The organism is Streptomyces sp. NPDC026538 (assembly GCF_055567535.1).
In genome coordinates, this window is the sequence record NZ_JBVHQG010000001.1 from 1,248,681 (window position 1) to 1,271,927 (window position 23,247).

Here is a 23,247-nt window from a genome sequence, read left to right on the forward strand (position 1 = left end):
GCCGGCGCTGAGGATGCCGCCGCGCGCCTGCCCGCACTTCGCCGGTCAGCGGGCGCACGCGCCCGTCGTGGTCACCGAGGCCGATAGGCGGTGGCCAGCACGGAGACGGTGACCCGGTCCGGCAGGAGGAGGCCGCCCCCGGTCAGGTCCGCACCGCTCACATGCCGTGCGCTCGGCGTCATCCCCACCAGGTCCAGGACCTGCCGCCCGGACAGCACCACCGGGTACTCGACCCGCTCCGTGACGACGGCCTCGAAGCAGGGGGCCAGCGCCCGGTGCAGGCGCTGTTCCTTGGCCGCGTCGACGGTGATCGTCCCGGGCACCCGGCCGTGCAGCTCGGCCAGGTGCCGCGTGGTGGGACGGACCACGATCAGCCGGCCGGCCGGGCGGAGCACCCGGCGGAACTCGGCCGGGTTGCGCGGGGCGAACACGTCGAGCACCACGTCGGCCGCCCCGTCGGCGAGCGGGAAGCGACGGAAGACGTCCCAGGCCACCGCGGCGCCCCGCTCGTGGGCCCGGGCCGCCGAGCGCAGCGCGCGCACCGACGTGTCCAGGCCCAGCCCGTGGGCGCCGGGCAACCGGTCCAGGACACCGGCCAGGTAGTAGCCCGTTCCGCATCCGACGTCCACGACCGTGCCCAGCCGAGGGGCCGAGTCGGCCGCCAGGCGGGCCACGGCCTGCCGGATGCGGGCGTACCCGCCGGTGGCCAGGAAGCGGTCCCGGGCCCGGACCATGGCACCGTCGTCGCCGCTGGTGGCCCGGCCGCCCGTGAGGAGACCGGCGTAACCGTGCCGGGCGATGTCGAAGGAATGGCCCGCCGCACAGCGCAGTGCGCCGGGTTCTGGGTGCAGACGGCGCGCGCGGCACGTCGGGCAGCGCAGCAGGTCTAGGAATTGTTCGAGGGCAGGGGGAAGCAACACGGGCACGAGGCACTCCTGGCAGAGCCGAAGGGAAGGGACCGTGCCTGCACGCGCGTACGGAGACCGGCGCAACAGGCACACCAAGGAGGGCGACGCCGTCCGGCCTCGCCCTCAGCGCCTTCCGATCACAGGAAGCAGCAGTGCGGGATGCTCATGAATGCCACGCCGGAAGTTTACGGGTGGGGTCCTTCTTCAGGGCGCCGAAGAAGGCCGCGCAGGCGGGGGTGGGGAAGAAGAGGGTGGCGCGAGCGGGGGTCCTGGAGTCGCGGACGGCTGTGTGGGTGGGTGACTTCGCTATCTCCACACAGGCGTTGCCGTCGTCGGGGCCTGAGTAGGACGACTTCCGCCAATCGAATGCCTTGAGATCCTCAACGAAGGCAGTGAAGGCTCCGGCTGGGAAGACCACGGGTAATAGGTCACCCCTACTGTCAGTGACGCACCGCTCACGCAGCGGAAGGGCGCCGCTCCGTCCTGCCACGACGACCGCGGCAACGCCACCGCGCGTGAAACTCCCCCACGACCACCGGAGTTGATGACGCATGCCCGAAGCCTGGGAGTACACGCTCACCATCCCCAACGACCTCCGGGCCGTCACCGTCAGCCGGCACGCGCTCAGACTGATCCTCACCGCGCACGGGCCGACGCGGTTCCTCAATGCGTCCGCCGGGATTCCGCTCGCCACAGGATCCAGACCGCCCCGACACCGGCGGTGTCGTCGACGTCCACGGACACCACGGTCAGTACGCGCCGAGGCATCCACCGCGGCTGCGGCTCCTCCCCCGTCGGCGCCCGCCTCACCACACCCCGCAGAAACGCCTCCACCCAGGGTTCCGTCCACACGGCCCCTCGCCATGTCCGCATGTGTCTGCGATAGCCGGCACGCGCACGGACACTCCGGCGGCTCGCGATCGAGAACAGGACAGCCGCCGTGCACGGAAGAGGCCGGATCGGCGTGTCCGGCCTCGGCTCGACGCACAGCTCCCGGCACCGACCCCGGCGGTCTACGAAAGGAATTTCCCCTCGCGGCCCGGGTGGCGGGATCCGCGGTGGGCGGTGAAGGTGGGCGGCGGGAACTTTTTCGCGCGCAGGGAGAACCTGAGATGCCCGAGATCACTACTCCGTACGCGACCGGCACCCCGTGCTGGGTCGACCTGATGGCACAGGACCAGCAGGCCGCGCTGGACTTCTACCGTGACCTGTTCGGCTGGCAGGGCGAGGTCGGCCCGGGTGAGTTCGGCGGGTACGCGGTCTGCACGCTGCGGGGCAAGCCGGTGGCCGGGATCGGTCCCGCCATGGCGCCCGAGGGGCAGCCGGAGCCGCCGACCGTCTGGACCACCTACCTGGCCAGCACCGACGCGCCGGCCACCCAGGACGCGATCGTCTCGGCGGGCGGCACCCTGCTGGCCCCGGTGATGGACGTCGGCGGGCTCGGCCGGATGCTGGTCGCCGCCGACCCGCAGGGCGCGGTGTTCGGGGTGTGGCAGCGGGGCGAGTTCCACGGCGCCGGGCTGGTCAACGAGCCGGGCGCGCTGATCTGGAACGAGCTGAACACCAGTGACGTCCTCGGCGCCACCGGCTTCTACGGCGAGTCCTTCGGCATCGAGATCCAGCCGATGGAGGGCGCCGACGGGGACTACTGGTCGCTGAACGTCGGCGGCAAGGCCGTCGGCGGTGCCGCACAGCTCGGCGACGACCGGCCCGGCGTCCCGCCGCACTGGCTGACGTACTTCGCGGTGGACGACGTCGACTCCACGGTGGACGCGCTGGTCAAGCGCAACGGAACGGTACTGGCACCGCCGTTCGAGATGATGGCCGGCCGGATGTCGGTGGTCGCCGACCCGCAGGGCGCGACCTTCGCGGTCTTCAAGCCCAAGCCGATGTGACACACCATCGGTAGCGCAACGCTTCACCGGAGGCACCGGGTTCGGCCCCTCTCCCCCTTCGCCTTCCGTACGGTCCGGGACACCCTGGCGTGACCGGCGTGCGGAAGGGGGAGGGGGATGGGAACAGCCGGAATAGCCGTGCGACCGCCACGTGTTGCGCGACCATGACGACGAACGCACCGCGCCCCGAGGTACTGCGATACACCGCCTTCTCCGGTCGACCCGAGGGCGGGAACCCCGCCGGTGTCGTACTGGACGCCAGCGGCCTGGACGACGACGCCATGCTGGCGATCGCCGCCGACCTCGGGTACTCGGAGTCCGCGTTCCTGACCGCTTCCGGGCAGGAACGGTCGTACACCGTCCGCTACTTCAGTCCCAAGGCCGAGGTGCCGTTCTGCGGCCACGCCACCATCGCGACCGCGATCGCACTCGCCGAGCGGATCGGCCCCGGCGAGCTGGAGTTCGCGACGCGCGCCGGTACCGTGCCGGTGACGGTGACCGACGAGGGCGGGACCGTCAGGGCCACCCTCACCAGCGTCGAGCCGCACGTCGAGGAGGTCGCCGACGCCGACCTCGCGGAGGCGCTCGCCGCGCTCGGCTGGCCGGCCGCCGATCTCGACCCGGCGTTCCCGCCCCGGATCGCGTTCGCCGGTGCCCGTCATCTCGTGCTCGCGGCGGCGACCCGGGCGCGCCTCGCGGACCTCGCGTACGACTTCGCGCGCCTGGAAGCGCTGATGCACCGCCTGGACCTGACCACGGTGCAGTTGGTGTGGCGGGAGTCGGCCACCGTGTTCCACGTCCGCGACCCGTTCCCCGTCGGGGGCGTCGTCGAGGACCCGGCGACCGGTGCCGCGGCCGCCGCCTTCGGTGCCTACGCCCGTGAGCTGGGCCTGGTCGCCGAGGACGCCGTCCTCACCCTGCACCAGGGCGAGGACCTGGGCCGCCCCGGCGAACTCACGGTGACCCTGTACGCGGGTGACCCGCGCGTCCGCGTCAGCGGCACGGGAACCCGCATCGGCTGACGGGAACCGAGCAGGCCGCCCCGGGGCTGGTACGCCGAAGGCCGTCGGCGTACCAGCCCCTGGGCGCTCCGGCACCCTCCTGTGGGCCTCGCCCCGGCGCACCGAACCGGCCAGAGTCACGATTCGGTTTCGGCCACCTCCCACCCCTTGCCTCACAGCCGTGTAATCGATTCCAATCCTCGGTACGCAGTGCGTGTAATCGATTCCATGAGTTCCACGAGGAGGTGGAGCGGCGATGGCGAGCATCAAGGACGTGGCCGCCGCGGCGGGCGTTTCCGTCGCCACGGTGTCCCGTGTCCTGAACGACCATCCGTCGGTCAGCGCCGACGCCCGAACCCGTGTGCTGGCCGCCGTCGAGACGCTGGGCTACCGCCCGAACGCCGTCGCCCGCTCCCTGCGCACCGACCAGACCCGCACCCTCGGCCTGGTCATCAGCGACGTACTCAACCCGTACTTCACGGAACTGGCCCGCTCGGTAGAGGAAGAGGCCCGCGCGCACGGCTACAGCGTGATCATCGGCAACGCCGACGAGCGGCCCGAGCTGCAGGACCACCACGTGCGGACGCTGCTCGACCGACGTATCGACGGGCTGCTCGTCTCCCCCACCGACGGCGGCTCCCCGCTGATGCTGGAGGCGGCGCGCGGCGGAACACCGATGGTGTTCGTCGACCGGTGGATCCCCGGCGTCGACGTGCCCGTGGTGCGCGCGGACGGACAGGCCGCCATCCGGGACCTCGTCGCGCATCTGCACGGGCTGGGGCACCGGCGGCTCGCGATCATCGCGGGCCCCGCGGCCACCACCACCGGCAGTGAGCGTGTGCGGGCCTTCCGGGAGGCGCTCGCCGAGTACGGCGTGCCCCTCCCCGACGCCTACATAGGCCAGGGCGACTTCCAGGCCGAGAGCGGGCGGCGGGCCACCGAGGGGTTCCTCGACCTGCCCGAGCCACCCGAGGTCGTCTTCGCCGCCGACAACCTGATGGCGCTCGGCGCGCTCGACGCCGTACGCGCACGCGGCCTGCGGGTGCCGGACGACATCGCGCTCGCCGCGTTCGACGACATCCGGTGGTTCGTGCACACCGATCCGCCGGTCACGGCGATCGCCCAGCCGACCGGCGAGCTGGGACGCGCCGCCGTGCGCGCGCTGATCGACCGTATCGAGGGGCGGCCTCCGCAGTCCGTCACCCTCCCCGCTCGGCTCGTCGTACGCCGCTCGTGCGGCGCGCACCACGACGGGAGCCACGGCTCGAACCGTGGCGAGAACCAGACCCCTGTGCAAAGGAGCACGTCGTGAGCAACCCGGACGAGTTGCTGCGCATCGAGGGCATACGGAAGTCCTTCCCCGGCGTGGTCGCGCTCGACGGCGTCGACTTCGATCTGCGCCGGGGCGAGGTGCACGTACTCCTCGGTGAGAACGGCGCGGGCAAGAGCACCCTCATCAAGATGCTCTCCGGCGCCTACACGCCCGACGAGGGGCGGATCCTGGCCGCCGGCGAGGAGGTGCGCATCCATGGTGCGCAGGACTCCGAGCGGCTCGGGATCGCCACCATCTACCAGGAGTTCAACCTCGTACCCGATCTCACGGTCGCCGAGAACATCTTCCTGGGCCGGCAGCCGCGCCGCTTCGGGATGATCGACCGGAAGCGGATGGAGGCCGACGCCGAGACCCTGCTCAAGCGGGTCGGGGTGAACGTCCCGCCCCGCGCGCGGGTGCGTGAACTCGGTATCGCCCGTCTCCAGATGGTCGAGATCGCCAAGGCGCTCAGCCTGGACGCGCGGGTGCTCATCATGGACGAGCCGACCGCCGTGCTCACCTCCGAGGAGGTGGAGAAGCTCTTCACGATCGTGCGGCAGTTGCGGGCCGACGGGGTGGGGATCGTCTTCATCACGCACCACCTGGAGGAGATCGCCGCTCTCGGGGACCGGGTGACGGTGATCCGCGACGGGAAGTCCGTCGGGCAGGTGCCCGCCACCACTCCGCAGGACGAGCTGGTCCGGCTCATGGTCGGGCGGTCCATCGAGCAGCAGTACCCGCGGGAACGGGCCGAGACCGGTGCCGCGCTGCTGTCCGTCGAAGGGCTGACCCGGGACGGGGTCTTCCACGACGTCAGCTTCGCGGTGCACGCGGGGGAGGTCGTCGGCATCGCGGGTCTGGTGGGCGCCGGCCGCACGGAGGTCGTGCGGGCCGTGTTCGGCGCCGACCCGTACGACAAGGGGGCCGTGCAGGTCTCCGGTACGGCGCTGAAGCGGCACGACGTCAACGCGGCCCTGGCCGCCGGGATCGGGCTCGTCCCCGAGGACCGCAAGGGGCAGGGGCTGGTCCTCGACGCCTCCGTCGAGGAGAACCTCGGCCTGGTGACCCTGCGCCGGGCCACCCGGGCCGGGATCGTCGACCTCAAGGCGCAGCATGTCGCCGCCGAGCGGATCGCCGGGCAGCTGGGCGTGCGGATGGCCGGACTCGGTCAGCACGTGCGCACGCTCTCCGGCGGAAACCAGCAGAAGGTCGTCATCGGCAAGTGGCTCCTCGCCGACACCAAGGTGCTGATCCTCGACGAGCCGACGCGCGGTATCGACGTCGGCGCCAAGGTCGAGATCTACCAGCTGATCAACGAGCTGACGGCCGCCGGAGCCGCCGTACTGATGATCTCCAGCGATCTGCCCGAGGTCCTCGGGATGAGCGACCGGGTGCTGGTGATGGCCCAGGGCCGGATCGCGGGTGAGCTCTCCGCCGACCAGGCCACCCAGGACTCCGTGATGGCCCTCGCCGTCAGCACCCCCACCACCACAACCGACAAGGAGGCCGGACGTGGCCACTGACACGCTCAAGAGCGGGAACGCGGGCGCCGGTGGCGTCTCCGGCGTGCGCCGGCTGCTCCTCGACAACGGCGCGCTGACCGCGCTGATCGTCCTCGTCATCGCCATGTCGGCGCTGTCGGGGGACTTCCTCACCACCGACAACCTGCTGAACGTCGGCGTCCAGGCGGCCGTGACGGCCATCCTCGCCTTCGGTGTCACGTTCGTGATCGTCGCGGCGGGCATCGACCTGTCGGTCGGCTCGGTCGCGGCCCTGTCGGCCACCGTGCTGGCCTGGAGCGCCACCTCGCACGGGGTACCGGTCTTCCTGGCCGTGGTGCTGGCCGTCGCCACCGGCATAGTGGCCGGTCTCGTCAACGGCTTCCTCATCGCGTACGGCAAGCTGCCGCCGTTCATCGCCACCCTGGCCATGCTGTCGGTGGCCCGCGGCCTGTCGCTGGTGATCTCCGAGGGCTCCCCGATCGCCTTCCCCGAATCCATCTCGCACCTCGGTGACACGCTCGGCGGCTGGCTGCCGGTGCCGGTCCTCGTCATGGTCCTCATGGGGCTGATCGCCGCCTTCGTGCTCGGCCGGACGTACATCGGGCGCTCGATGTACGCGATCGGCGGCAACGAGGAGGCCGCCCGGCTCTCCGGGCTGCGGGTGAACAAGCAGAAGCTCGCCATCTACGCGCTGTCCGGGCTGTTCGCGGCCGTCGCCGGCATCGTGCTGGCCTCCCGGCTCTCCTCGGCGCAGCCGCAGGCCGCCAACGGCTACGAACTGGACGCCATCGCGGCCGTCGTGATCGGCGGCGCGTCGCTGGCCGGCGGTACCGGCAAGGCCTCCGGCACGCTGATCGGCGCGCTGATCCTGGCGGTACTGCGCAACGGCCTCAACCTGCTGAACGTCTCCGCGTTCTGGCAGCAGGTCGTGATCGGTGTCGTCATCGCGCTCGCCGTGCTCCTCGACACCGTGCGCCGCAAGGCCGGGGCGACCCCGGTGGCCGCCGGTACCGGGGGCAACAGGGGCAAGCAGGCGGGCACGTACGCGCTCGCGGCCGTCGTCACCGTCGGACTCGTCGCCGCGACCTCCCTCCTGCACACCGGATCCTCCTCCGGCAACCCGAAGATGGGCCTGTCCCTGTCCACCCTGAACAACCCCTTCTTCGTGCAGATCCGGTCCGGCGCCCAGGCCGAGGCGAAGAAGCAGGGCGTGGACCTGACCGTCACGGACGCCCAGAACGACGCCTCGCAGCAGGCCAACCAGCTGCAGAACTTCACCAGTTCGGGGCTGGGCGCGATCATCGTCAACCCGGTGGACTCGGACGCGGCGAGCAACTCCGTGAAGGCCGCCGACAAGGCCGACATCCCGGTCATCGCGGTCGACCGGGGCGTCAACAACGCCAGGACCGACGCGCTGGTCGCCTCCGACAACGTCGCCGGCGGCGAGCTGGCCGCCAAGACGATCGGCGACAAGCTCGGCGGCCACGGCAAGATCGTGATCCTGCAGGGCCAGGCCGGCACCTCCGCCGCCCGCGAACGCGCGCAGGGCTTCGCCAACGGCCTGAAGGCCTTCCCCGGCATCCAGGTGGTGGCCCAGCAGCCGGCCGACTTCGACCGCACCAAGGGCCTCGACGTGATGTCGAACCTGCTCCAGGCCCACCCGGACGTCCAGGGCGTCATCGCCGCCAACGACGAGATGGCCCTCGGTGCGATCAAGGCACTCGGCTCCAAGGCCGGCACGTCGGTTTCGGTGGTCGGCTTCGACGGCACCCCGGACGGCCTGACGGCGGTCAAGAACGGCACGCTGTACGCGTCGGTCGCCCAGCAGCCCTCCCAGCTCGGGAAGATCGCCGTGGACAACGCGCTCAAGGCGATCCAGGACAAGAAGGTCGAGTCGACGATCAAGGTGCCGGTGAAGGTGGTCACGAAGGAGAACGTGGCCGGGTTCACGGGCTGAGGTACCAAGGAGGCGGCCGGGCGACACCTGTCGAGCCCGGCCGCCTCAACTCGTTCTCTTAGGGAGTCACTTCATGTACGACTACGACCTCCTGGTCGTGGGATCCGCCAACGCCGACCTGGTGATCGGGGTCGAGCGGCGGCCGGCCGCCGGTGAGACCGTGCTCGGCGGCGACCTCGCCACGCACCCCGGCGGCAAGGGCGCCAACCAGGCGGTCGCGGCCGCCCGGCTAGGTGCCCGCACCGCGCTGCTGGCCCGGGTCGGCGACGACGCGCACGGCAGGCTGCTGCTCGACTCGCAGCGGGCGGCCGGGGTGGACACGGCGGGCGTGCTGGCGGGCGGGGCGCCGACGGGCGTCGCGCTGATCACCGTGGATCCCTCGGGAGACAACAGCATCGTGGTCTCGCCGGGCGCGAACGGCCGGCTCGCACCGGCGGACGTACGGGCCGCGGGCAGCCTCCTCCAGGCCGCCCGGGTGGTCTCCGCACAGCTGGAGATCCCGCTGGAGACGGTGGTGGAGGTGGTACGGAACCTGGCTCCCGGCAGCCGGTTCGTGCTCAACCCGTCCCCGCCGCGGCCCCTTACGGACGAGGTCCTCGCGGCCTGCGACCCGCTGATCGTGAACGAGCACGAGGCGAAGGTGCTCCTCGGCGAGGCCTGCGTGAGCGAGGAGCCGGCCGACTGGGCACGGCTCCTGCTCGCCCGGGGCCCGAAGTCGGTGGTGGTGACGCTGGGCGCGGCGGGCGCGCTGGTCGCCGACGGGCACGGGGTCGAGCCGGTCCCCTCCGTGAAGGTGGACGCGGTGGACACCACGGGGGCCGGGGACGCGTTCACCGCGGCCCTCGCGGTACGGCTCGGGGCGGGCGCGTCGCTCGCCGAGGCGGCGGGGTACGCGGCCCGGGTCGGGGCGGCGGCGGTGACGAAGCGGGGCGCGCAGGACTCGTACCCGACGGCGGCGGAGGTCGGGGCGCCGTGAAGAAGACGGGGATCCTCAACCGGCATCTCTCCGGTGCGCTGGCGGAGTTGGGGCACGGGCACGGGGTGCTGGTCTGCGATGCCGGGATGCCGATACCGAAGGGGCCGCGGGTCGTGGACCTGGCCTTCCGGGCCGGGGTGCCGTCCTTCGCCCAGGTGCTGGAGGGGCTGCTGTCCGAGCTGGTCGTGGAGGGCGCCACGGCGGCGACCGAGATACGCGGGGCCAATCCGGCCGCGGCCGGGCTGCTGGACGGGCACTTCCCCGACCTGGCCCTGGTCCCGCACGAACGGCTGAAAGAGCTGTCGGGGGACGCCCACCTGGTGGTCCGCACGGGCGAGGCCCGGCCGTACGCCAACGTGCTGCTGCGGTGCGGGGTGTTCTTCTAGAAGGCCGTGCCGGGGCACGGGCGTATACGGAGCACCGGACTCCCCCTCTGCACCTGGGACTTTTCATCCCCGTGAAACGTGATGGCCGCCCTCGGCCCCGGTTGGCAATATCACTCATCACGCACGAACAGCCGCAGAAAGCTCCAGAAAGAGGGAATTCGCATGAGATCCTTCCGTTTAGCCGCGGCGCTCGCCGCCACCGCTCTGGCCGCCTTCATCGGCCTCACCCTTCCCGGCAGCGCGGCCGCCGCCGACGGCCACTCCGCCGCCCCGGCCGCCAAGCCGGCCGCCGCCGCCCCGCAGGCGGTACACGGGACGGCCGCTTCCGCCGCGGTCTCCCCGCAGGCCATCGGGGACTGCCCGAGCACCTACTTCTGTTTCTGGGTCAACTCGGGCTACGGCGACGGGCCGGGCAAGTTCTCCGGCGCCAACGCCAACTGGGGCGCCTACTCCCACTCCAGCTGCTCCACCGGTACATGGAGCGACTGCGCCTCCTCGGGGTACAACCACGGGACGAGCGGCCTGGGTGTCGAGGTGTGGCGCGACATCAACTACTCCGGCCTGTCCGCCTGCCTGCCCAAGGACTGGTCCAACAGCAACTTCGCGAACCTCGTCTGGCCCGGCACCTCGACCAGCTTCAACGACTCGATCAGCAGCAACTTCTGGACCTCCAACTGCTGACCGGGCCCTGACCGGCCACTGGATGACGGGCGATCACCCATGACAGAGCTCCCGCACCGCCGTGCCGGGCACGCACCGGCACGCCTGCTGCCCCTGCTGCTCCTCGTCGTGACCCTGGTCTGCACGGCCGCGACCGCGTGCACCGGACCGGGGACGGCCGCCTCGGCCGAGGCGGCACCGGCGGCGCGGGAGTCCGGTCACGCCGCCGCCGTCCTCACCAACGACGCCACCGCGCTGCGTCAGCGCTGGCAGCTCTTCGGCGCCTCGCAGCTCCTCACCCAGCGCTGCATGCGCGACCGGGGACTGCGCTTCCTGGTCACGAGCGCGGGCCCGCGGCCACCCGCCGGGGCGACCACGGCCGAGTCGATCGGTTCCCGCTCGGCACCCGGCTACGGCGTCTCCACGGCGCTGGGCAGCATGAACAACGGTCCCACGGCCCAGGACCGGTACGTTCGCTCCCTGTCCGCCACGGCACAGACCCGCTACTCCGCCGCACTCGACGGGCCGGCCGGCCAGTCGGCGCCGCTGACCCTGCCCAGCGGGGCGAGCGGGACCTACGCCACGGGCGGCTGCACGGCCCGCGCGCGGGCCCGGTTGTACGGCACCGTACGGGCCGCCCTCGAGGACACCCTCGTACCGCAGGACGTCGACCAGCTCCTCCAGCGGTACCTGGCCACCGCCCCCGCCTACCAGAAGGCCCTGGGGCGCTGGCAGCGCTGCATGGCCGACACCGGCCGGCCCGCGAAGACGCCCGCCGCGCTGATCGAGTCGCTGCGGGCCGAGGCCGTCCGGGGAGCGAGCGCCTCGAAGCTGGCGCGGGAGCAGCGCGCCGCCGCCACGGCCGATCAGCACTGCGACGGCGTGAGCGGCCTGCGCCGCACCGGCGCCGACCGGCGTGAGGTCTTCCTGCGGCAGCAGCCCTCACGGACCCGGGCCCGTCTGGAGGAGGTCTGGCAGCACCGCCGGCAGGCCCTGACACGGGCCGCGGCCCTGCTCGGCCAGGACGACCGGGGCTCATCCGGATGACGCCCCGGCGTCGCTCGTCGGTCTGAGCAGCGCGGCGCCGAGTGGGGTGAGGGTGTGCAGCACCGTGTTGTGGTGGCGGTGGCTGAAGACCAGGCCGGCGTCGCGCAGCACGGTGGTGTGGTGGGAGGCCGTGGGCACCGACACGCCCAGGACCCCGGCCAGTTCGGAGGTGGTGGCGCCCAGTGCGAGGGACCGCAGCGCGGCCGCGCGGGTACGGCCGAGCAGCGCGGCGAGCGAGACCTCGGGCGGGCGTTCGGGGGCGGGCGCACGGAGGCCGTGCACGGGGTAGACCAGCACCGGCTGAAGGGTGTCGTCGGCCATCGAGATCGGTGACTGCCAGCAGAAGTAGGAGGGGATCAGCCGCAGTCCGCGGCCGTCGAGGCGCAGGTCCCGGTCCTCGACGTAGTCGACGTGGAGGACCGGCGGCTGCCAGCGGACGGCGGGTGACAGGCCGGCGAGCAGTCCGTCGAGCCCGGTCGCGAGGGCGTCCCGGCCCCGCAGTGCGCGCTCCGCTGCGATCGTGGCGTGAATGCGGCTCTCGTGGGGCGCGATGACCGCTTCGTGGTAGGCGCGCAGGAGCCCGGTGAGATCCTCGCGGGCCTCGCGTTCCCGCAGCCGGGGCGCCCAGTCGGGGGCGCCGGTGATCCGGTCCAGGGTCCGTATCTCCAGGGCGACCCGGTCGGGCGGGGTGTCGACGATCGCCGCGAGCCCGCGGTCCAGGCCGTCGGCGGCAGCGTGCGGGGTGAGGAAGTCGGGCAGATAGCGGGCCCGGGGCAGCACCGGGACCAGCAGCCGCCGGACGGCCGCCCCGAGCTGGGTCCCGACGAGGGTGACGCGGGTCTCCCGGTACCAGTCGGCGTAGGCCCAGCGGCCCCGCGAGGTCTGTAACCGGTGCAGACTGCAGGTGATCTCCCAGAGCGGGTCCGGGGCGCTCGCCACCCGGACGCGGGCCAGGTCCTGAGGCGTGAAGTGAATACGCAGCACGAGAGCCGCCCCCCGAGTCGAACAAGTCGTCCCGTTCAGCAGCAGCCTGGGGCACGAGGCCCCCTCGAACAACACAGGAACCAGCCGACGCCCCGGGCGAGCCGGGCATGCTTCGAGGGGGCCCGATCCGTCGATCGAACCCCCTCGGCCTACCCCCTCCGGTCAGAACCCCCGCGATCCCCCCCGGATCCCCCCGGACCCCCCTCCAAAGGTTCTGACGCCAGATACGACCGGCGGGGTGGGGGGACGGTTGTACGGGATGCGGAAGATTCTTTTCCGGGGCGCCTGCGGCCGCGGTCCGGGCCGGCCCGGAGGGTCACGTTGCTGCCTGTACCGTCAGTTCTCCAGACGGACCGGCATCAGCATCGAGAAGGCGCCCTCGTCGTCGGGTCGGCGGATCGCGATCGGCGCGGTGGGCGCGCCGAACTCCAGAACCAGTCGGTCACGGGCCCCGGCGGCCAGCGCGGCCAGCAGGAACTCGCGGTTGAGGGCGACACGGTTCGGGTCTTCGTCAACATCACCCCAGAGGGTCACCGTGCCGTCGTCCTCCACCCTGAGCACGCTGAGATCGTGCGCTCCGGCCTCTCCAAAGCGGACAGGGCCAGTCTCCAAAGCCTCCCGGAAGGCCGTCACCTCGACGACGGCGCGGCGCCTGCCGGCCTGGGGCAGGAGACGACGGTAGTCGGGGAAGTCGTGGTCGAGGCACTGACCGGCCGCCTGCCTGCCCCCAGCCTCCAGCGTCACGCGGTCACCGTCGAGAGAGAGTCGCGCAGGTCCCTCGCCGTCCAACAGCGCCCGCATCGCGTCGGCGAGCGGGGTGGGCACGATGACCTGCACTCGGCTCCCGTCGTATCCGGCGACACCGGCCTGCGCGACCGCCATTCGGTACCGGTCGGTCGCCACGACATGAAAGCTCTCGCCCTCGAAGTCGAACAGAACTCCGCCGAGCATCGGCAGCTCCGGGTCGGTGCTCACCGCGAAACGAACCGTGTCCAGCGCGGCCGCCAGCTCCGGCGCGGCGACGGACAGACGGACGGCGGCAATGCGGAGCGAGGTCATGACATTCTCCCGGTGATCGAGTAGTGCTCGGAGTGCGGAGAACGCGCTGCGGGCATCGGACAGCCCCTGTTCGAGACGGCACAGGTGCGCGTCGAGCAGATTCCGGACCAGATCGGTGTCTGCGCCGGACCAACTGGCCAGCACCAGCCGGATGTCCGCCAGCGGCATCCCCGCCCGCCGCAACCAGGCCAGCAGCCGGGCCTCTTCAACCTGCTCGGGTTCGTACCAGCGGTAACCGCTCACCGGATCCACCCAGGCCGGCACCAGCACACCGGCGCGGTCGTAGAACCGCAGGGCGCTCACGCCCAGCCCGCTGTCGCGGGAAATCTCTCCGATGCTGTGCATGTCGTTCTCCACACCCGCACTCTGGGCCCTGCACAAGGTCGAGGGTCAACACCTCTCAGCCCCACGACACCACGCCTCGCGGGAAGCGAGGCAGGCCACCGACCCGTCAGTCCGCCGTGTGCGCCACGAATCGGTTCACGGTCTCGGCGAGCACCTCGCGGCCGTCCCGCGCCCACAACCCCTCGTTGAACAGCTCGACCTCGATGGCGCCGGTGTAACCTGCCGCCTCCACGTAGCCCTTCCACTCCCGCATGTCGATCGCGCCGTCGCCGATCTGGCCGCGGCCGTTGAGGACGCCCTCGGGCAACGGGGTGGTCCAGTCGGCGAGCTGGAAGGTGTGGATACGGCCGCCCGCGCCGGCCCGGGCGATCCCCGCGGGCGCCAGGTCGTCCCACCAGATGTGGTAGGTGTCCACGGTGACGCCGACCTGGTGGGCGGGGAAGCGTTCCGCGAGGTCCAGGGCCTGGGCGAGGGTGGAGACCACGCACCGGTCGGAGGCGTACATCGGGTGCAGCGCCTCGATGGCCAGCCGGACCCCGTGCCGCTCCGCGTAGAGGCCCAGCTCCCCCAGCGCGTCCGCGATCCGCTCCCGGGCCCCGTGCAGGTCCCGGGAGCCCGCCGGCAGGCCGCCGGAGACCAGGACGAGGGTGTCGGTGCCGAGGGCCGCGGCCTCCTCGACCGCCCGCCGGTTGTCGGCCAGGGCCGCCGCCCGCGCCCCGGGGTCGATCGCGGTGAGGAAGCCGCCCCGGCACAGGGTGGTGACGGTCAGACCCGCCTCGCGGACCAGCTTGGCGGTCGCCGCCACGCCGTAGGCCTGCACCGGCTCCCGCCACAGGCCGACGGCCGGCACGCCCAGCTCCAGGCAGGCGTCGGCCAGTTCGGGCAGCGACAGCTGCTTCACCGTCATCTGGTTGATCGAGAAACGGGAAAGGTCGCCGGTCACCGGGTCACTCCGTACAGGGCGAGAAGGGTCTTCATCCGGTCCTCGGCGAGCTTCGGGTCGGGGAACAGGCCCAGGCCGTCGGCGAGTTCGTAGGCGCGGGCGAAGTGCGGCAGGGAACGGGCCGACTGCAGGCCGCCGACCATGGTGAAGTGCGCCTGGTGGCCGGCGAGCCAGGCCAGGAACACCACGCCCGTCTTGTAGAAACGGGTGGGGGTCTGGAAGAGGTGGCGGGAGAGTGCCACGGTCGGGTCGAGCAGCGCCCGGAAGCCCGCCGTGTCGCCCGTGTCCAGGATCCGTACCGCCTGCGCCGCCAGCGGTCCCAGCGGGTCGAAGATGCCGAGCAGGGCGTGGCTGAAACCCTGCTCGTCGCCGGCGATCAGCTCGGGGTAGTTGAAGTCGTCGCCGGTGTAGCAGCGGACGCCCTGCGGCAGCCGCCGCCTGAGGTCGATCTCCCGCTGCGCGTCCAGCAGGGAGACCTTGATGCCGTCGACCTTGTCCGGGTGGGCGGCGATGACCTCCAGAAACACCTCTGTCGCCGCGTCCAGGTCGGCCGAGCCCCAGTAGCCCGCCAGCGCCGGATCGAACATCGGGCCCAGCCAGTGCAGGACCACGGGCTCGGTGGCCTGGCGCAGGAGGTGGCCGTAGACCTCCAGGTAGTCCTCGGGGCCGGAGGCGGTGGCGGCGAGCGCCCGGGAGGCCATCAGGATGGCCTGGGCGCCGGACTCCTCGACGAGCGCGAGCTGCTCCTCGTAGGCGGCCCGGATCCCGGCGAGCGTGCCGCCGGTGATCTGGTCGGTGCCGACCCCGCAGGCGATGCGGCCGCCGACCGCCTTCGCCTCGGCGGCACTGCGGCGGATCAGCTCGGCCGCGCCCGCCCAGTCCAGGCCCATGCCGCGCTGGGCGGTGTCCATCGCCTCGGCGACGCCCAGGCCGTGCGACCACAGGTGGCGGCGGAAGGCGAGGGTGGCGTCCCAGTCGACGGCGGCCGGCGAGTCCGGGGAGACGTCGGCGAACGGGTCGGCGACGACGTGGGCCGCCGAGAAGACCGTACGGGAGGTGAAGGGGGTGCCGGGGGTGACGGCGAGCGGCTCGGTGCGCGGCTCGTAGGTCCGCAGCGCCCCGTCGGCGCCCGGGAGCTGGATGGTCACAGGGAGATCTCCGGTACGTCGATACGGCGGCCCTCCGCCGAGGACTTGAGGCCCAGCTCGGCGAGCTGCACACCGCGGGCGCCGGCCAGCAGGTCCCAGTGGTAGGGGGCGTCGGCGTAGACGTGCTTGAGGAAGAGCTCCCACTGGGCTTTGAAGCCGTTGTCGAACTCGCCGTTGTCCGGGACCTCCTGCCACTGGTCGCGGAAGACCTCGGTGGCCGGGATGTCCGGGTTCCACACCGGCTTGGGGGTCGCGCTGCGGTGCTGGGCGCGGCAGTTGCGCAGCCCGGCGACCGCGGAGCCCTCGGTGCCGTCGACCTGGAACTCGACCAGTTCGTCGCGGTTGACGCGGACCGCCCACGAGGAGTTGATCTGGGCGACGGCGCCGCCGTCGAGTTCGAAGATGCCGTAGGCGGCGTCGTCGGCGGTGGCGTCGTAGGGCTTGCCGTTCTCGTCCCAGCGCTGCGGGATGTGGGTGGCGGTGAGGGCCTGGACGGACTTCACCCGGCCGAACAGCTCGTGCAGCACGTACTCCCAGTGCGGGAACATGTCGACGACGATGCCGCCGCCGTCCTCCGCGCGGTAGTTCCAGGACGGGCGCTGGGCGGGCTGCCAGTCGCCCTCGAAGACCCAGTAGCCGAACTCGCCGCGGACCGACAGGATCCGGCCGAAGAAGCCGCCGTCGATGAGCCGCTTCAGCTTCAGCAGGCCGGGCAGGAAGATCTTGTCCTGGACGACGCCGTGCTTGATGCCCTTCGCGTTCGCCAGCCGGGCCAGTTCCAGGGCGCCGGCCAGGCCGGTCGCGGTCGGCTTCTCGGTGTAGATGTGCTTTCCGGCGGCGATGGCCTGCCGGAGGGCCTCCTCGCGGGCCGAGGTGACCTGGGAGTCGAAGTAGATGTCCACGGTCGGGTCGGCGAGCACGGACCCCAGGTCGGTGGAGATGTGCTCGTCGGACAGGCCGTGCCGGCCGGCGATGGCGCGGAGCGCGTGCTCCCGGCGGCCGACGAGGATCGGTTCCGGCCACAGCACAGTGCCGTCGCCGAGGTCGAGACCGCCCTGCTCGCGCAGCGCGAGGATCGAGCGGACGAGGTGCTGGCGGTAGCCCATGCGCCCGGTCACGCCGTTCATGGCGATACGCACCGTCTTGCGTGTCACGTGATTCCCTTCGTCCGCATGCGTCTCACTAACGCAGCAAGCGCTTTCTATATGGTCTGAAGCTAGCCTTTGACCACTGGTCTGTACAAGACCGTGATGGGGTCGAGTTGTTCGAGGGGGCGAACAACAGGAGTGAATGGCCTTATGGTCTGCACGGCAAGGGGGCTTCCTTTGATCAGGCTGTGTACGACGGCGTACGAAGAGACGCGCGACCGGAGGACGACGAGATGACGGTGACCCTGGCGGACGTGGCGGCCCGCGCCCAGGTCTCGCCCGCGACGGTGTCGCGCGTACTGAACGGCAACTACCCCGTGGCGGCGTCCACGCGGGAGCGGGTGCTGCGGGCGGTGGACGAGCTGGACTACGTCCTCAACGGGCCGGCGAGCGCGCTCGCGGCGGCCACCTCCGACCTGGTCGGCATCCTCGTCAACGACATCGCCGACCCGTTCTTCGGAATCATGGCGAGCGCGATCCAGGCGGAGATCGGCGGCCCGGGCGGCCGCGCCGGCGGCGAGCGGCTGGCGGTGGTCTGCAACACCGGGGGGTCGCCGGAGCGAGAACTGACCTATCTGACCCTGCTGCAACGACAGCGGGCGGCGGCGGTCATCCTGACCGGCGGCGCGATGGAGAACGCGCCGCACGCGGCGGCGGTGGCGTCGAAACTGCGCAAGCTGGCGGACGCGGGGACCCGGGTGGTGCTGTGCGGGCGGCCGCCGGCGCCGGACACCGACGCGGTGGCCCTGACCTTCGACAACCGCGGCGGCGGCCGGCAGCTGACCGAGCATCTCATCGGGCTGGGCCACCGGCGGCTGGGCTACATCGCGGGCCCCGAGGAGCGGACCACCACCCGGCACCGCCTGGAGGGCCACCGGGCCGCCCTGGCCGACGCGGGCATCGAGGAGGACCCGCGCTGGACCGTGCACGGGCGCTACGACCGGCGGGCGGGGTACGAGGCGACGCTCGAACTGCTGCGCCGCGACCCGTCGCTGACGGCGGTCGTGGCCGCGAACGACTCGGTGGCGCTGGGGGCGTGCGCGGCGCTGCGGGAGTCGGGGCTGCGGATCCCGGCGGACGTGTCGGTGGCCGGCTTCGACGACCTGCCGTTCAGCATCGACGCGGTGCCGTCGCTGACGACGGTACGGCTGCCGCTGGCGGAGGCGGGCGCCCGGGCCGGCCGCATCGCCATGGGCCGCGAGGAGCCCCCGCCGGGCGGCATCGCGACGGTCCGGGGGGAGCTGATGGTACGGGGGTCTTCGGGGGTACCGCGGAGCTGAGCGGGACGTGCGCCCGGGACAGCCGGGCCGTCGGCCCGGGACGGCGGGTGAGTACGACGCCGAGGGCGGGTGGCCGTGGGGCTGGGCTGATGGATCGCGGGGCTGGGCTGGTGGGACGCGAGCCCGAGCAGGTGGGACGCGGGCCCGAGCAGGTGGGCCGCAGGCCCAAGCAGGTGGGACGCGGACCTGAGCAGGTGGGCCGCAGGCCCGAGCAGGTGGGCCGCGGGCCCGAGCAGGTGGGCCGCGGACCTGAGCAGGGTGGGCCGCGGGCCCGATGGGGGGCTGCCGTGCGGCGGGTGGGGGCCGGTCGGAGCTGGGATCGCGAGGAGCTCACCCAGCAGAAACGGTTCCTCAGGGTGCTCGCGCGTCGGTGGCGGGGCCCCGCGCCACCACGCCCGCGCCGCTGTCAGCGGTCGCCCCGCAGGGACCGCCCCAGCAGCGGCAGCGGCGCCTCACCCCTCTTGCGGTCCTGGTACCAGCGCCTGCCCGTGTCGTAGGCCCGTCGGGCCCGGCGTACCGGTGTCAGCTGCATGGCCAGGTGGGTCTGGTAGTGCCAGGGGGACTGCCGGCCCTGCCGGACCGACATCGCGTAGGCGAAGTCGACCGGGTCGCGGTCCAGGTAGTCGTCGAGCCGCTCGAACCAGGCCATGCTGGTGCGCGCCGCCGCCTGCACGGCGTGCAGCTCCGCGCGGCGGTGCGCGTCGTACTCGCGCAGCGCCACCCGCGGATCCGGGAACTCCTTCAGGGCGTAGGCCAGCACGATCGCGTCGATCATGGCGAGCCGGGTGCCGGAGCCCAGCGTGAAGTGGGTGGTGTGCGCGGAGTCGCCGGCCAGCACGACGGGCCGGCCCTCGTCGGTGCCGTCCACCCAGGTCTCGTTGGTGATGTGCGTGAACCGCTGCCACTTCGCCGGCGCACCCCTTGACCTGCTGATCAGGGAGTGGCCGTCCAGGGCGCGGTGGAAGATCTTCTCCAGCAGGGGGACGGCGTCGTCCTCGTCGAGCGTGTCGAGGCCGAGGCCCTGCCAGGTCTCGGGGGAACACTCCACGATGCAGGTGCTGATCCCCCTGAACGACGGATAGGCGTGGAACCAGATCCAGCCCGCCTCGGTCTCCTCGAAGGCGAACACGAAACTGTCGAACTGCCGGTCGGTGCCGAGCCAGATGTACTGGTTGCGGCCGGTCTCCATGTGCGGGCCGAAGTGCTCGGCACGGCTCTGCCGGATCCGGCTGCCCGCGCCGTCGACGGCCAGGACCAGGTCGGCATCGGGCAGGTCGGTGGGGTCGGCGAGGCGCTCGTGCCGTACGTCCACGCCGAGGGAGCGCGCGCGCCGGGCCAGGACGTCGAGGAGGGCCGCGCGGCCCATGCTGTAGCCGTAGCCGCCGAAGTGCGCGGTGTCGTCGTACCGGTTGCCGTGCACGCGGATGTCCTGCTGCTGCCAGAGCACGGAGCCGGCGCTCACCGCCCGCGCGCTCTCGGGGTCGTTGCGGTACAGGATGTCCAGCAGATCGCTCCAGTAGACGACGCCCCAGCCATAGGTGGCCTCGGGCGGGTCCGCCTCCAGAACGATGATCTCGTGCCCGGCGTCCCGCAGCTTCGCCGAGATCGAGAAGTACAGCCCGGCCGGGCCTCCGCCCACACAGACGATCCTCATCCGGTCACCGCCTCCACGGCCGCCCGGCCCGGGGCCCGGCGGGGGGTTTGCCGCATGGGTCCGGGTGTCCGAAGACCGGACACCCGGACCCATCCTTTGTTGTCAGGGAGCGTCAATCACTGTGGCTTGGCTCAGTCCCAGCCACCGCCGCCCCATCCTCCGCCGCCCCAGCCGTTGTCGTCGTCGTCGCCCCAGCCGCCCCAGCCGCCGTGGCCACCGCCCCAGCCGCCGCCGCCCCAGCCGCCGCCGCCCCAGCCGCCGCCGCCGTGGTCACCGCCGCCGCCGTAACCGCCGCCGCCGTGGCCTCCGCCGCCGCCGTGGCCGCCGCCACCGCCGTGGCCTCCGCCACCGCCGCCGTGGCCGCCGCCACCGCCGTTGTCCTGGTAGGCGACAACGTGGTCAGGTGCCGCGTGGGTGGCCGCGCTGGCGACTCCGGCTCCGGCGGCGAGCGCCAGGATGGGTGCCGAGATCGCAGCGATGGCGACCCTCTTCATACGTGTGGTGTGCGCGCGCATGATTACCCCTCTCCGAGGGTGTGGTGTGTTACGGCGACCGCTTCACAGCCGCCCTGCGTGCACTCCAGAGCCTGCGCGCAGCTCTGAGCGCGTCCGCCGCCCTTGATGCCGGTTCTCCGCACCGCACGGGCTCTCCGGCGGACCACGTCACGTCCCAGGTTGAAACGGACATTAGTGACGTTCGTGTATAAACCTACGACTCGGGCGCGACGAAGTCAAAAGCAGGAACGAACCCAACCAGCAAGAACAAGTAAAGCCCGCCGCACGGCCGTTCAGGCCGACGCCTTCCGGCAGGACCGGATGACGGGATAGCCTCGGAGCCGCGGCATCTCTGACTCAGTCAACCATCGGGGTCCAGCCATGACCGTCCAGGACATCCGCGCCTTCAACCGCTTCTACACCAACGTCATCGGCGCCCTCGACTACGGCCGCCACCTGTACGCCCCGTACACCCTCACCGAGGCCCGCGTGCTGTACGAGCTCGCGCACTCCGCCGACACCGACGCGGCCGACCTGCGCACCGATCTCGCGCTGGACGCCGGGTACTTGAGCCGGATCCTCAACAAGTTCGAGGAGGCCGGACTGATCGAGCGCTCGCCCTCCGGGAAGGACCCGCGACGGCGGCGGGTGTCGCTCACCCCGTACGGCCGGTCCGCCGCCGAGCTGCTCGACGAGCGCGCCCGGGACTCGGTCGGCTCGCTGCTGGGCGCCGTCGACCCCGGTGCCCGGCCACGGCTCGCCGAGGCCATGCGCACCATCCGTACGATCCTCGGCGACGCGCACACCCCCGACGGCGCCGGCGAGGTCGTGCTGCGCGAGCCGCGCCCCGGCGACCTGGGCTGGATCGTGCAGCGCAACGCAGCGCTGTACGCGGCCGAGTACGGCTGGAACACCGACTACGAGGGCCTGGTGGCCCGGATCGTCGCCGACTACGCCGAGGACCACGACCCGCACCTGGAGCGGGTCTGGATCGCCGAGCGGGCGGGACGGCCCCTGGGGTGCGTGATGTGCGTACGGGACGACGCCCCGGGCACCGCACGGCTGCGGCTGCTGCTCGTCGAACCGGAGGCGCGGGGGCTGGGCATCGGGGACCGGCTGGTCACCGCCGTGATCGACTTCGCGCGCGGGGTCGGCTACCGCGACCTGGTGCTGTGGACCAACGACGTCCTCGCCGCCGCCCGCCGCATGTACCAGCGGCACGGTTTCGTCCTCAGCGCCGAGAAGCCGCACCGCTCCTTCGGCAAGGACCTGGTCGGACAGGACTGGCGACTGGACCTGCACGAAACCGGTGGCTGAGAAGTAGGTTGGTTGACATGAGGTTCGCCTTCTCCACCCTCGGGGTTCCCGGTCTGCCGGTGCCGGACGTGCTGGCGCTCGCCACCGCACACGGCTACCACGGCGTCGAGCTGCGCGCTCATCCGGAGGAGCCGGTACATCCCGGCCTGGGCCCGGCCGCACGGGCCGACGTGGCCGCCGAGTTCAAGGCGGCCGGGGTGGAGGTCCTGGGCGTCGCCGGGTACGCGCGCCTCGCGGCCCCCGGCGAGGACGCCCCGGTCCTCGACGAGGTGCGCCAACTCCTCCAGCTGGCGCATGACTTGGGCGCCTCCTTCGTCCGTGTCTTCCCCGGCGCCGACCCGGCGCTGCCCGCCGCCGAGTCCGACGCGATCGCCGCCCGGCGGCTCGGCACGGTCGCCGAGGACGCCGCCGCGCTCGGTGTCCGGGTCCTGCTGGAGACGCACGACTCGCACAGCACCGGCGCCGCCGCGATCCGCGTCCTCGGCCCGGTCGGCCACCTCATGGTCGGCTCGCTCTGGGACGTCATGCACACCTGGCTGGGCGGCGAGCAGCCGGCCGAGACCTACGCGGCGCTCGCCCCGCACCTCGGCTATGTCCAGGTCAAGGACATCGCCTCGGCCGAGGACACCACCCCGCTGCCGCTCGGTGCCGGGGTCCTGCCCCTGTCCGAGTGCGTCGAGGTGCTCTCCCGGCACGGCTGGGACGGCTGGCTGTGCTGGGAGTACGAGAAGCGCTGGTACGAGGCGGCGGCCCCGCTGCCCGGCCTGCTGACGGCGGGCCGGGACCACCTGGCACGCCTGCTCAACGAGTCGGCGTGAACGGAACGACCGCCCGCCGCGAGAGGTAGGCCCCCGCGCCGGGGTCACAGCGCCGAGGTCAGGGCGCCCGGGGTCAGGCGCCGGGGTCAGAACGCCCAGGTCAGGGCGCCGGGGGCGCAGCGCCCAGGTCACGTGCCGTCGCCGTCGCAGGGGACTCCCCCACTCCCTTACGTACCTTCCGTCCCGACTTGCCGGAGTCGGGAACCCTGCCCCCTTCCGGTCCGTCCAACACTCAGGCTGTCGGAAGAGTCTCCGTGGTGCGGTGTCGGCCCTCGCTGCTGGCTGCGATGCCCGACCTACCCTCTCCGCCGCACCACGGCCGCCGGCCCGCCGCCATCGACGTGCCCCCCTCCAATGCGCCGATGGCGGCCCCCTTCTGGGTACTGTGCTTTCCCTTGACGGAAAGAAACTTC

21 protein-coding genes are annotated in these 23,247 nt (G+C 72.3%); 12 read left to right on the forward strand and 9 right to left on the reverse strand.

Annotation, left to right across the window (positions count from 1 at the left end; all coding sequences use genetic code 11):
- Window positions 1–71 precede the first annotated feature (71 nt).
- Together ACZ4N4_RS05625 and ACZ4N4_RS05630 are read right to left on the reverse strand one after the other, a co-directional pair.
- The gene (locus tag ACZ4N4_RS05625) at window positions 72–926 is read right to left on the reverse strand and encodes a methyltransferase domain-containing protein (protein ID WP_467584736.1); all 855 of its coding nucleotides are present in this window, start codon (window positions 924–926) and stop codon (window positions 72–74) included.
- A gap of 145 nt (window positions 927–1,071) precedes the next feature.
- Window positions 1,072–1,326 (reverse strand): DUF397 domain-containing protein, encoded by a 255-nt coding sequence (locus ACZ4N4_RS05630; protein ID WP_467584739.1) that lies wholly within the window; start codon window positions 1,324–1,326, stop codon window positions 1,072–1,074.
- Window positions 1,327–2,020: 694 nt separating this feature from the next.
- Between ACZ4N4_RS05630 and ACZ4N4_RS05635 the strand changes: the two genes are divergently transcribed.
- From ACZ4N4_RS05635 to ACZ4N4_RS05675, 9 genes are all read left to right on the forward strand, one after another.
- Window positions 2,021–2,803: a VOC family protein gene (locus tag ACZ4N4_RS05635; protein ID WP_467584740.1), complete on the forward strand. Its 783-nt coding sequence runs from the start codon at window positions 2,021–2,023 to the stop codon at window positions 2,801–2,803.
- Window positions 2,804–2,967: 164 nt separating this feature from the next.
- Window positions 2,968–3,825: a PhzF family phenazine biosynthesis protein gene (locus tag ACZ4N4_RS05640; RefSeq protein WP_467584743.1), complete on the forward strand. Its 858-nt coding sequence runs from the start codon at window positions 2,968–2,970 to the stop codon at window positions 3,823–3,825.
- Window positions 3,826–4,060: 235 nt separating this feature from the next.
- On the forward strand, window positions 4,061–5,116 hold the full coding sequence (locus tag ACZ4N4_RS05645; RefSeq protein WP_453577346.1) for a LacI family DNA-binding transcriptional regulator: 1,056 nt from the start codon (window positions 4,061–4,063) through the stop codon (window positions 5,114–5,116).
- A complete protein-coding gene (locus tag ACZ4N4_RS05650) occupies window positions 5,113–6,639 on the forward strand; it encodes a sugar ABC transporter ATP-binding protein (protein ID WP_467584747.1) in 1,527 nt (508 codons plus the stop codon). The genes ACZ4N4_RS05645 and ACZ4N4_RS05650 overlap by 4 nt, the downstream gene beginning before the upstream one ends.
- Window positions 6,629–8,575, forward strand: coding sequence for an ABC transporter permease/substrate-binding protein (locus ACZ4N4_RS05655; protein WP_467584750.1), 1,947 nt, complete (start codon window positions 6,629–6,631; stop codon window positions 8,573–8,575). The genes ACZ4N4_RS05650 and ACZ4N4_RS05655 overlap by 11 nt, the downstream gene beginning before the upstream one ends.
- A 73-nt stretch (window positions 8,576–8,648) precedes the next feature.
- Complete coding sequence (locus ACZ4N4_RS05660; RefSeq protein WP_453577338.1) at window positions 8,649–9,551, forward strand: ribokinase; 903 nt, start codon at window positions 8,649–8,651, stop codon at window positions 9,549–9,551.
- The gene (gene rbsD / locus ACZ4N4_RS05665; protein ID WP_467584752.1) at window positions 9,548–9,937 is read left to right on the forward strand and encodes a D-ribose pyranase; all 390 of its coding nucleotides are present in this window, start codon (window positions 9,548–9,550) and stop codon (window positions 9,935–9,937) included. Before ACZ4N4_RS05660 ends, rbsD begins: the two co-directional genes overlap by 4 nt.
- A 162-nt stretch (window positions 9,938–10,099) precedes the next feature.
- The gene (locus ACZ4N4_RS05670) at window positions 10,100–10,618 is read left to right on the forward strand and encodes a peptidase inhibitor family I36 protein (protein WP_467584755.1); all 519 of its coding nucleotides are present in this window, start codon (window positions 10,100–10,102) and stop codon (window positions 10,616–10,618) included.
- A 39-nt stretch (window positions 10,619–10,657) separates the two neighbouring features.
- Window positions 10,658–11,644, forward strand: a complete 987-nt coding sequence (locus tag ACZ4N4_RS05675; protein ID WP_467584758.1) for a hypothetical protein — start codon at window positions 10,658–10,660, stop codon at window positions 11,642–11,644.
- On the opposite strand, the gene ACZ4N4_RS05680 is transcribed toward ACZ4N4_RS05675, so the two are convergent.
- The 5 genes from ACZ4N4_RS05680 to ACZ4N4_RS05700 form a co-directional block, all read right to left on the reverse strand.
- Complete coding sequence (locus ACZ4N4_RS05680; RefSeq protein ID WP_467584761.1) at window positions 11,633–12,628, reverse strand: ArsR/SmtB family transcription factor; 996 nt, start codon at window positions 12,626–12,628, stop codon at window positions 11,633–11,635. The genes ACZ4N4_RS05675 and ACZ4N4_RS05680 overlap by 12 nt on opposite strands.
- Window positions 12,629–12,964: 336 nt before the next feature.
- Complete coding sequence (locus tag ACZ4N4_RS05685; RefSeq protein WP_467584764.1) at window positions 12,965–14,032, reverse strand: DNA polymerase III subunit beta family protein; 1,068 nt, start codon at window positions 14,030–14,032, stop codon at window positions 12,965–12,967.
- A 106-nt stretch (window positions 14,033–14,138) separates the two neighbouring features.
- Window positions 14,139–14,939 (reverse strand): sugar phosphate isomerase/epimerase family protein, encoded by an 801-nt coding sequence (locus ACZ4N4_RS05690; protein ID WP_467585339.1) that lies wholly within the window; start codon window positions 14,937–14,939, stop codon window positions 14,139–14,141.
- 32 nt (window positions 14,940–14,971) lie between these two features.
- Window positions 14,972–16,123, reverse strand: coding sequence for a dihydrodipicolinate synthase family protein (locus tag ACZ4N4_RS05695; protein WP_467584767.1), 1,152 nt, complete (start codon window positions 16,121–16,123; stop codon window positions 14,972–14,974).
- Window positions 16,120–17,277: a Gfo/Idh/MocA family protein gene (locus ACZ4N4_RS05700; protein WP_467584770.1), complete on the reverse strand. Its 1,158-nt coding sequence runs from the start codon at window positions 17,275–17,277 to the stop codon at window positions 16,120–16,122. The genes ACZ4N4_RS05695 and ACZ4N4_RS05700 overlap by 4 nt, the downstream gene beginning before the upstream one ends.
- 227 nt (window positions 17,278–17,504) lie before the next feature.
- Here ACZ4N4_RS05700 and ACZ4N4_RS05705 point away from each other — a divergent pair, with 227 nt between their 5' ends.
- Window positions 17,505–18,551, forward strand: coding sequence for a LacI family DNA-binding transcriptional regulator (locus ACZ4N4_RS05705; protein WP_450755985.1), 1,047 nt, complete (start codon window positions 17,505–17,507; stop codon window positions 18,549–18,551).
- A gap of 406 nt (window positions 18,552–18,957) precedes the next feature.
- On the opposite strand, the gene ACZ4N4_RS05710 is transcribed toward ACZ4N4_RS05705, so the two are convergent.
- Together ACZ4N4_RS05710 and ACZ4N4_RS05715 are read right to left on the reverse strand one after the other, a co-directional pair.
- On the reverse strand, window positions 18,958–20,205 hold the full coding sequence (locus ACZ4N4_RS05710) for an FAD-dependent monooxygenase (RefSeq protein ID WP_453577325.1): 1,248 nt from the start codon (window positions 20,203–20,205) through the stop codon (window positions 18,958–18,960).
- A gap of 131 nt (window positions 20,206–20,336) precedes the next feature.
- A complete protein-coding gene (locus ACZ4N4_RS05715) occupies window positions 20,337–20,699 on the reverse strand; it encodes a hypothetical protein (protein ID WP_467584773.1) in 363 nt (120 codons plus the stop codon).
- A gap of 381 nt (window positions 20,700–21,080) precedes the next feature.
- On the opposite strand from ACZ4N4_RS05715, the gene ACZ4N4_RS05720 reads away from it, so the two are divergent.
- Together ACZ4N4_RS05720 and ACZ4N4_RS05725 are read left to right on the forward strand one after the other, a co-directional pair.
- A complete protein-coding gene (locus ACZ4N4_RS05720) occupies window positions 21,081–22,016 on the forward strand; it encodes a bifunctional helix-turn-helix transcriptional regulator/GNAT family N-acetyltransferase (protein ID WP_467584775.1) in 936 nt (311 codons plus the stop codon).
- Window positions 22,017–22,033: 17 nt separating this feature from the next.
- The gene (locus ACZ4N4_RS05725) at window positions 22,034–22,834 is read left to right on the forward strand and encodes a sugar phosphate isomerase/epimerase family protein (protein WP_453577318.1); all 801 of its coding nucleotides are present in this window, start codon (window positions 22,034–22,036) and stop codon (window positions 22,832–22,834) included.
- Window positions 22,835–23,247: the final 413 nt, after the last annotated feature.

Bases quoted from the DNA above. Each gene is read 5' to 3' on its own strand.
- ACZ4N4_RS05640 (WP_467584743.1), top strand. From the start codon at position 2,968: ATGACGACGAACGCACCGCGCCCCGAGGTACTGCGATACACCGCCTTC.
- ACZ4N4_RS05725 (WP_453577318.1), top strand. From the start codon at position 22,034: ATGAGGTTCGCCTTCTCCACCCTCGGGGTTCCCGGTCTGCCGGTGCCG.
- ACZ4N4_RS05720 (WP_467584775.1), top strand. From the start codon at position 21,081: ATGACCGTCCAGGACATCCGCGCCTTCAACCGCTTCTACACCAACGTC.
- ACZ4N4_RS05660 (WP_453577338.1), top strand. From the start codon at position 8,649: ATGTACGACTACGACCTCCTGGTCGTGGGATCCGCCAACGCCGACCTG.
- ACZ4N4_RS05685 (WP_467584764.1), bottom strand. From the start codon at position 14,032: ATGCACAGCATCGGAGAGATTTCCCGCGACAGCGGGCTGGGCGTGAGC.
- ACZ4N4_RS05675 (WP_467584758.1), top strand. From the start codon at position 10,658: ATGACAGAGCTCCCGCACCGCCGTGCCGGGCACGCACCGGCACGCCTG.
- ACZ4N4_RS05715 (WP_467584773.1), bottom strand. From the start codon at position 20,699: ATGAAGAGGGTCGCCATCGCTGCGATCTCGGCACCCATCCTGGCGCTC.
- ACZ4N4_RS05705 (WP_450755985.1), top strand. From the start codon at position 17,505: ATGACGGTGACCCTGGCGGACGTGGCGGCCCGCGCCCAGGTCTCGCCC.
- ACZ4N4_RS05690 (WP_467585339.1), bottom strand. From the start codon at position 14,939: ATGACGGTGAAGCAGCTGTCGCTGCCCGAACTGGCCGACGCCTGCCTG.
- ACZ4N4_RS05635 (WP_467584740.1), top strand. From the start codon at position 2,021: ATGCCCGAGATCACTACTCCGTACGCGACCGGCACCCCGTGCTGGGTC.
- ACZ4N4_RS05670 (WP_467584755.1), top strand. From the start codon at position 10,100: ATGAGATCCTTCCGTTTAGCCGCGGCGCTCGCCGCCACCGCTCTGGCC.
- ACZ4N4_RS05710 (WP_453577325.1), bottom strand. From the start codon at position 20,205: ATGAGGATCGTCTGTGTGGGCGGAGGCCCGGCCGGGCTGTACTTCTCG.
- ACZ4N4_RS05645 (WP_453577346.1), top strand. From the start codon at position 4,061: ATGGCGAGCATCAAGGACGTGGCCGCCGCGGCGGGCGTTTCCGTCGCC.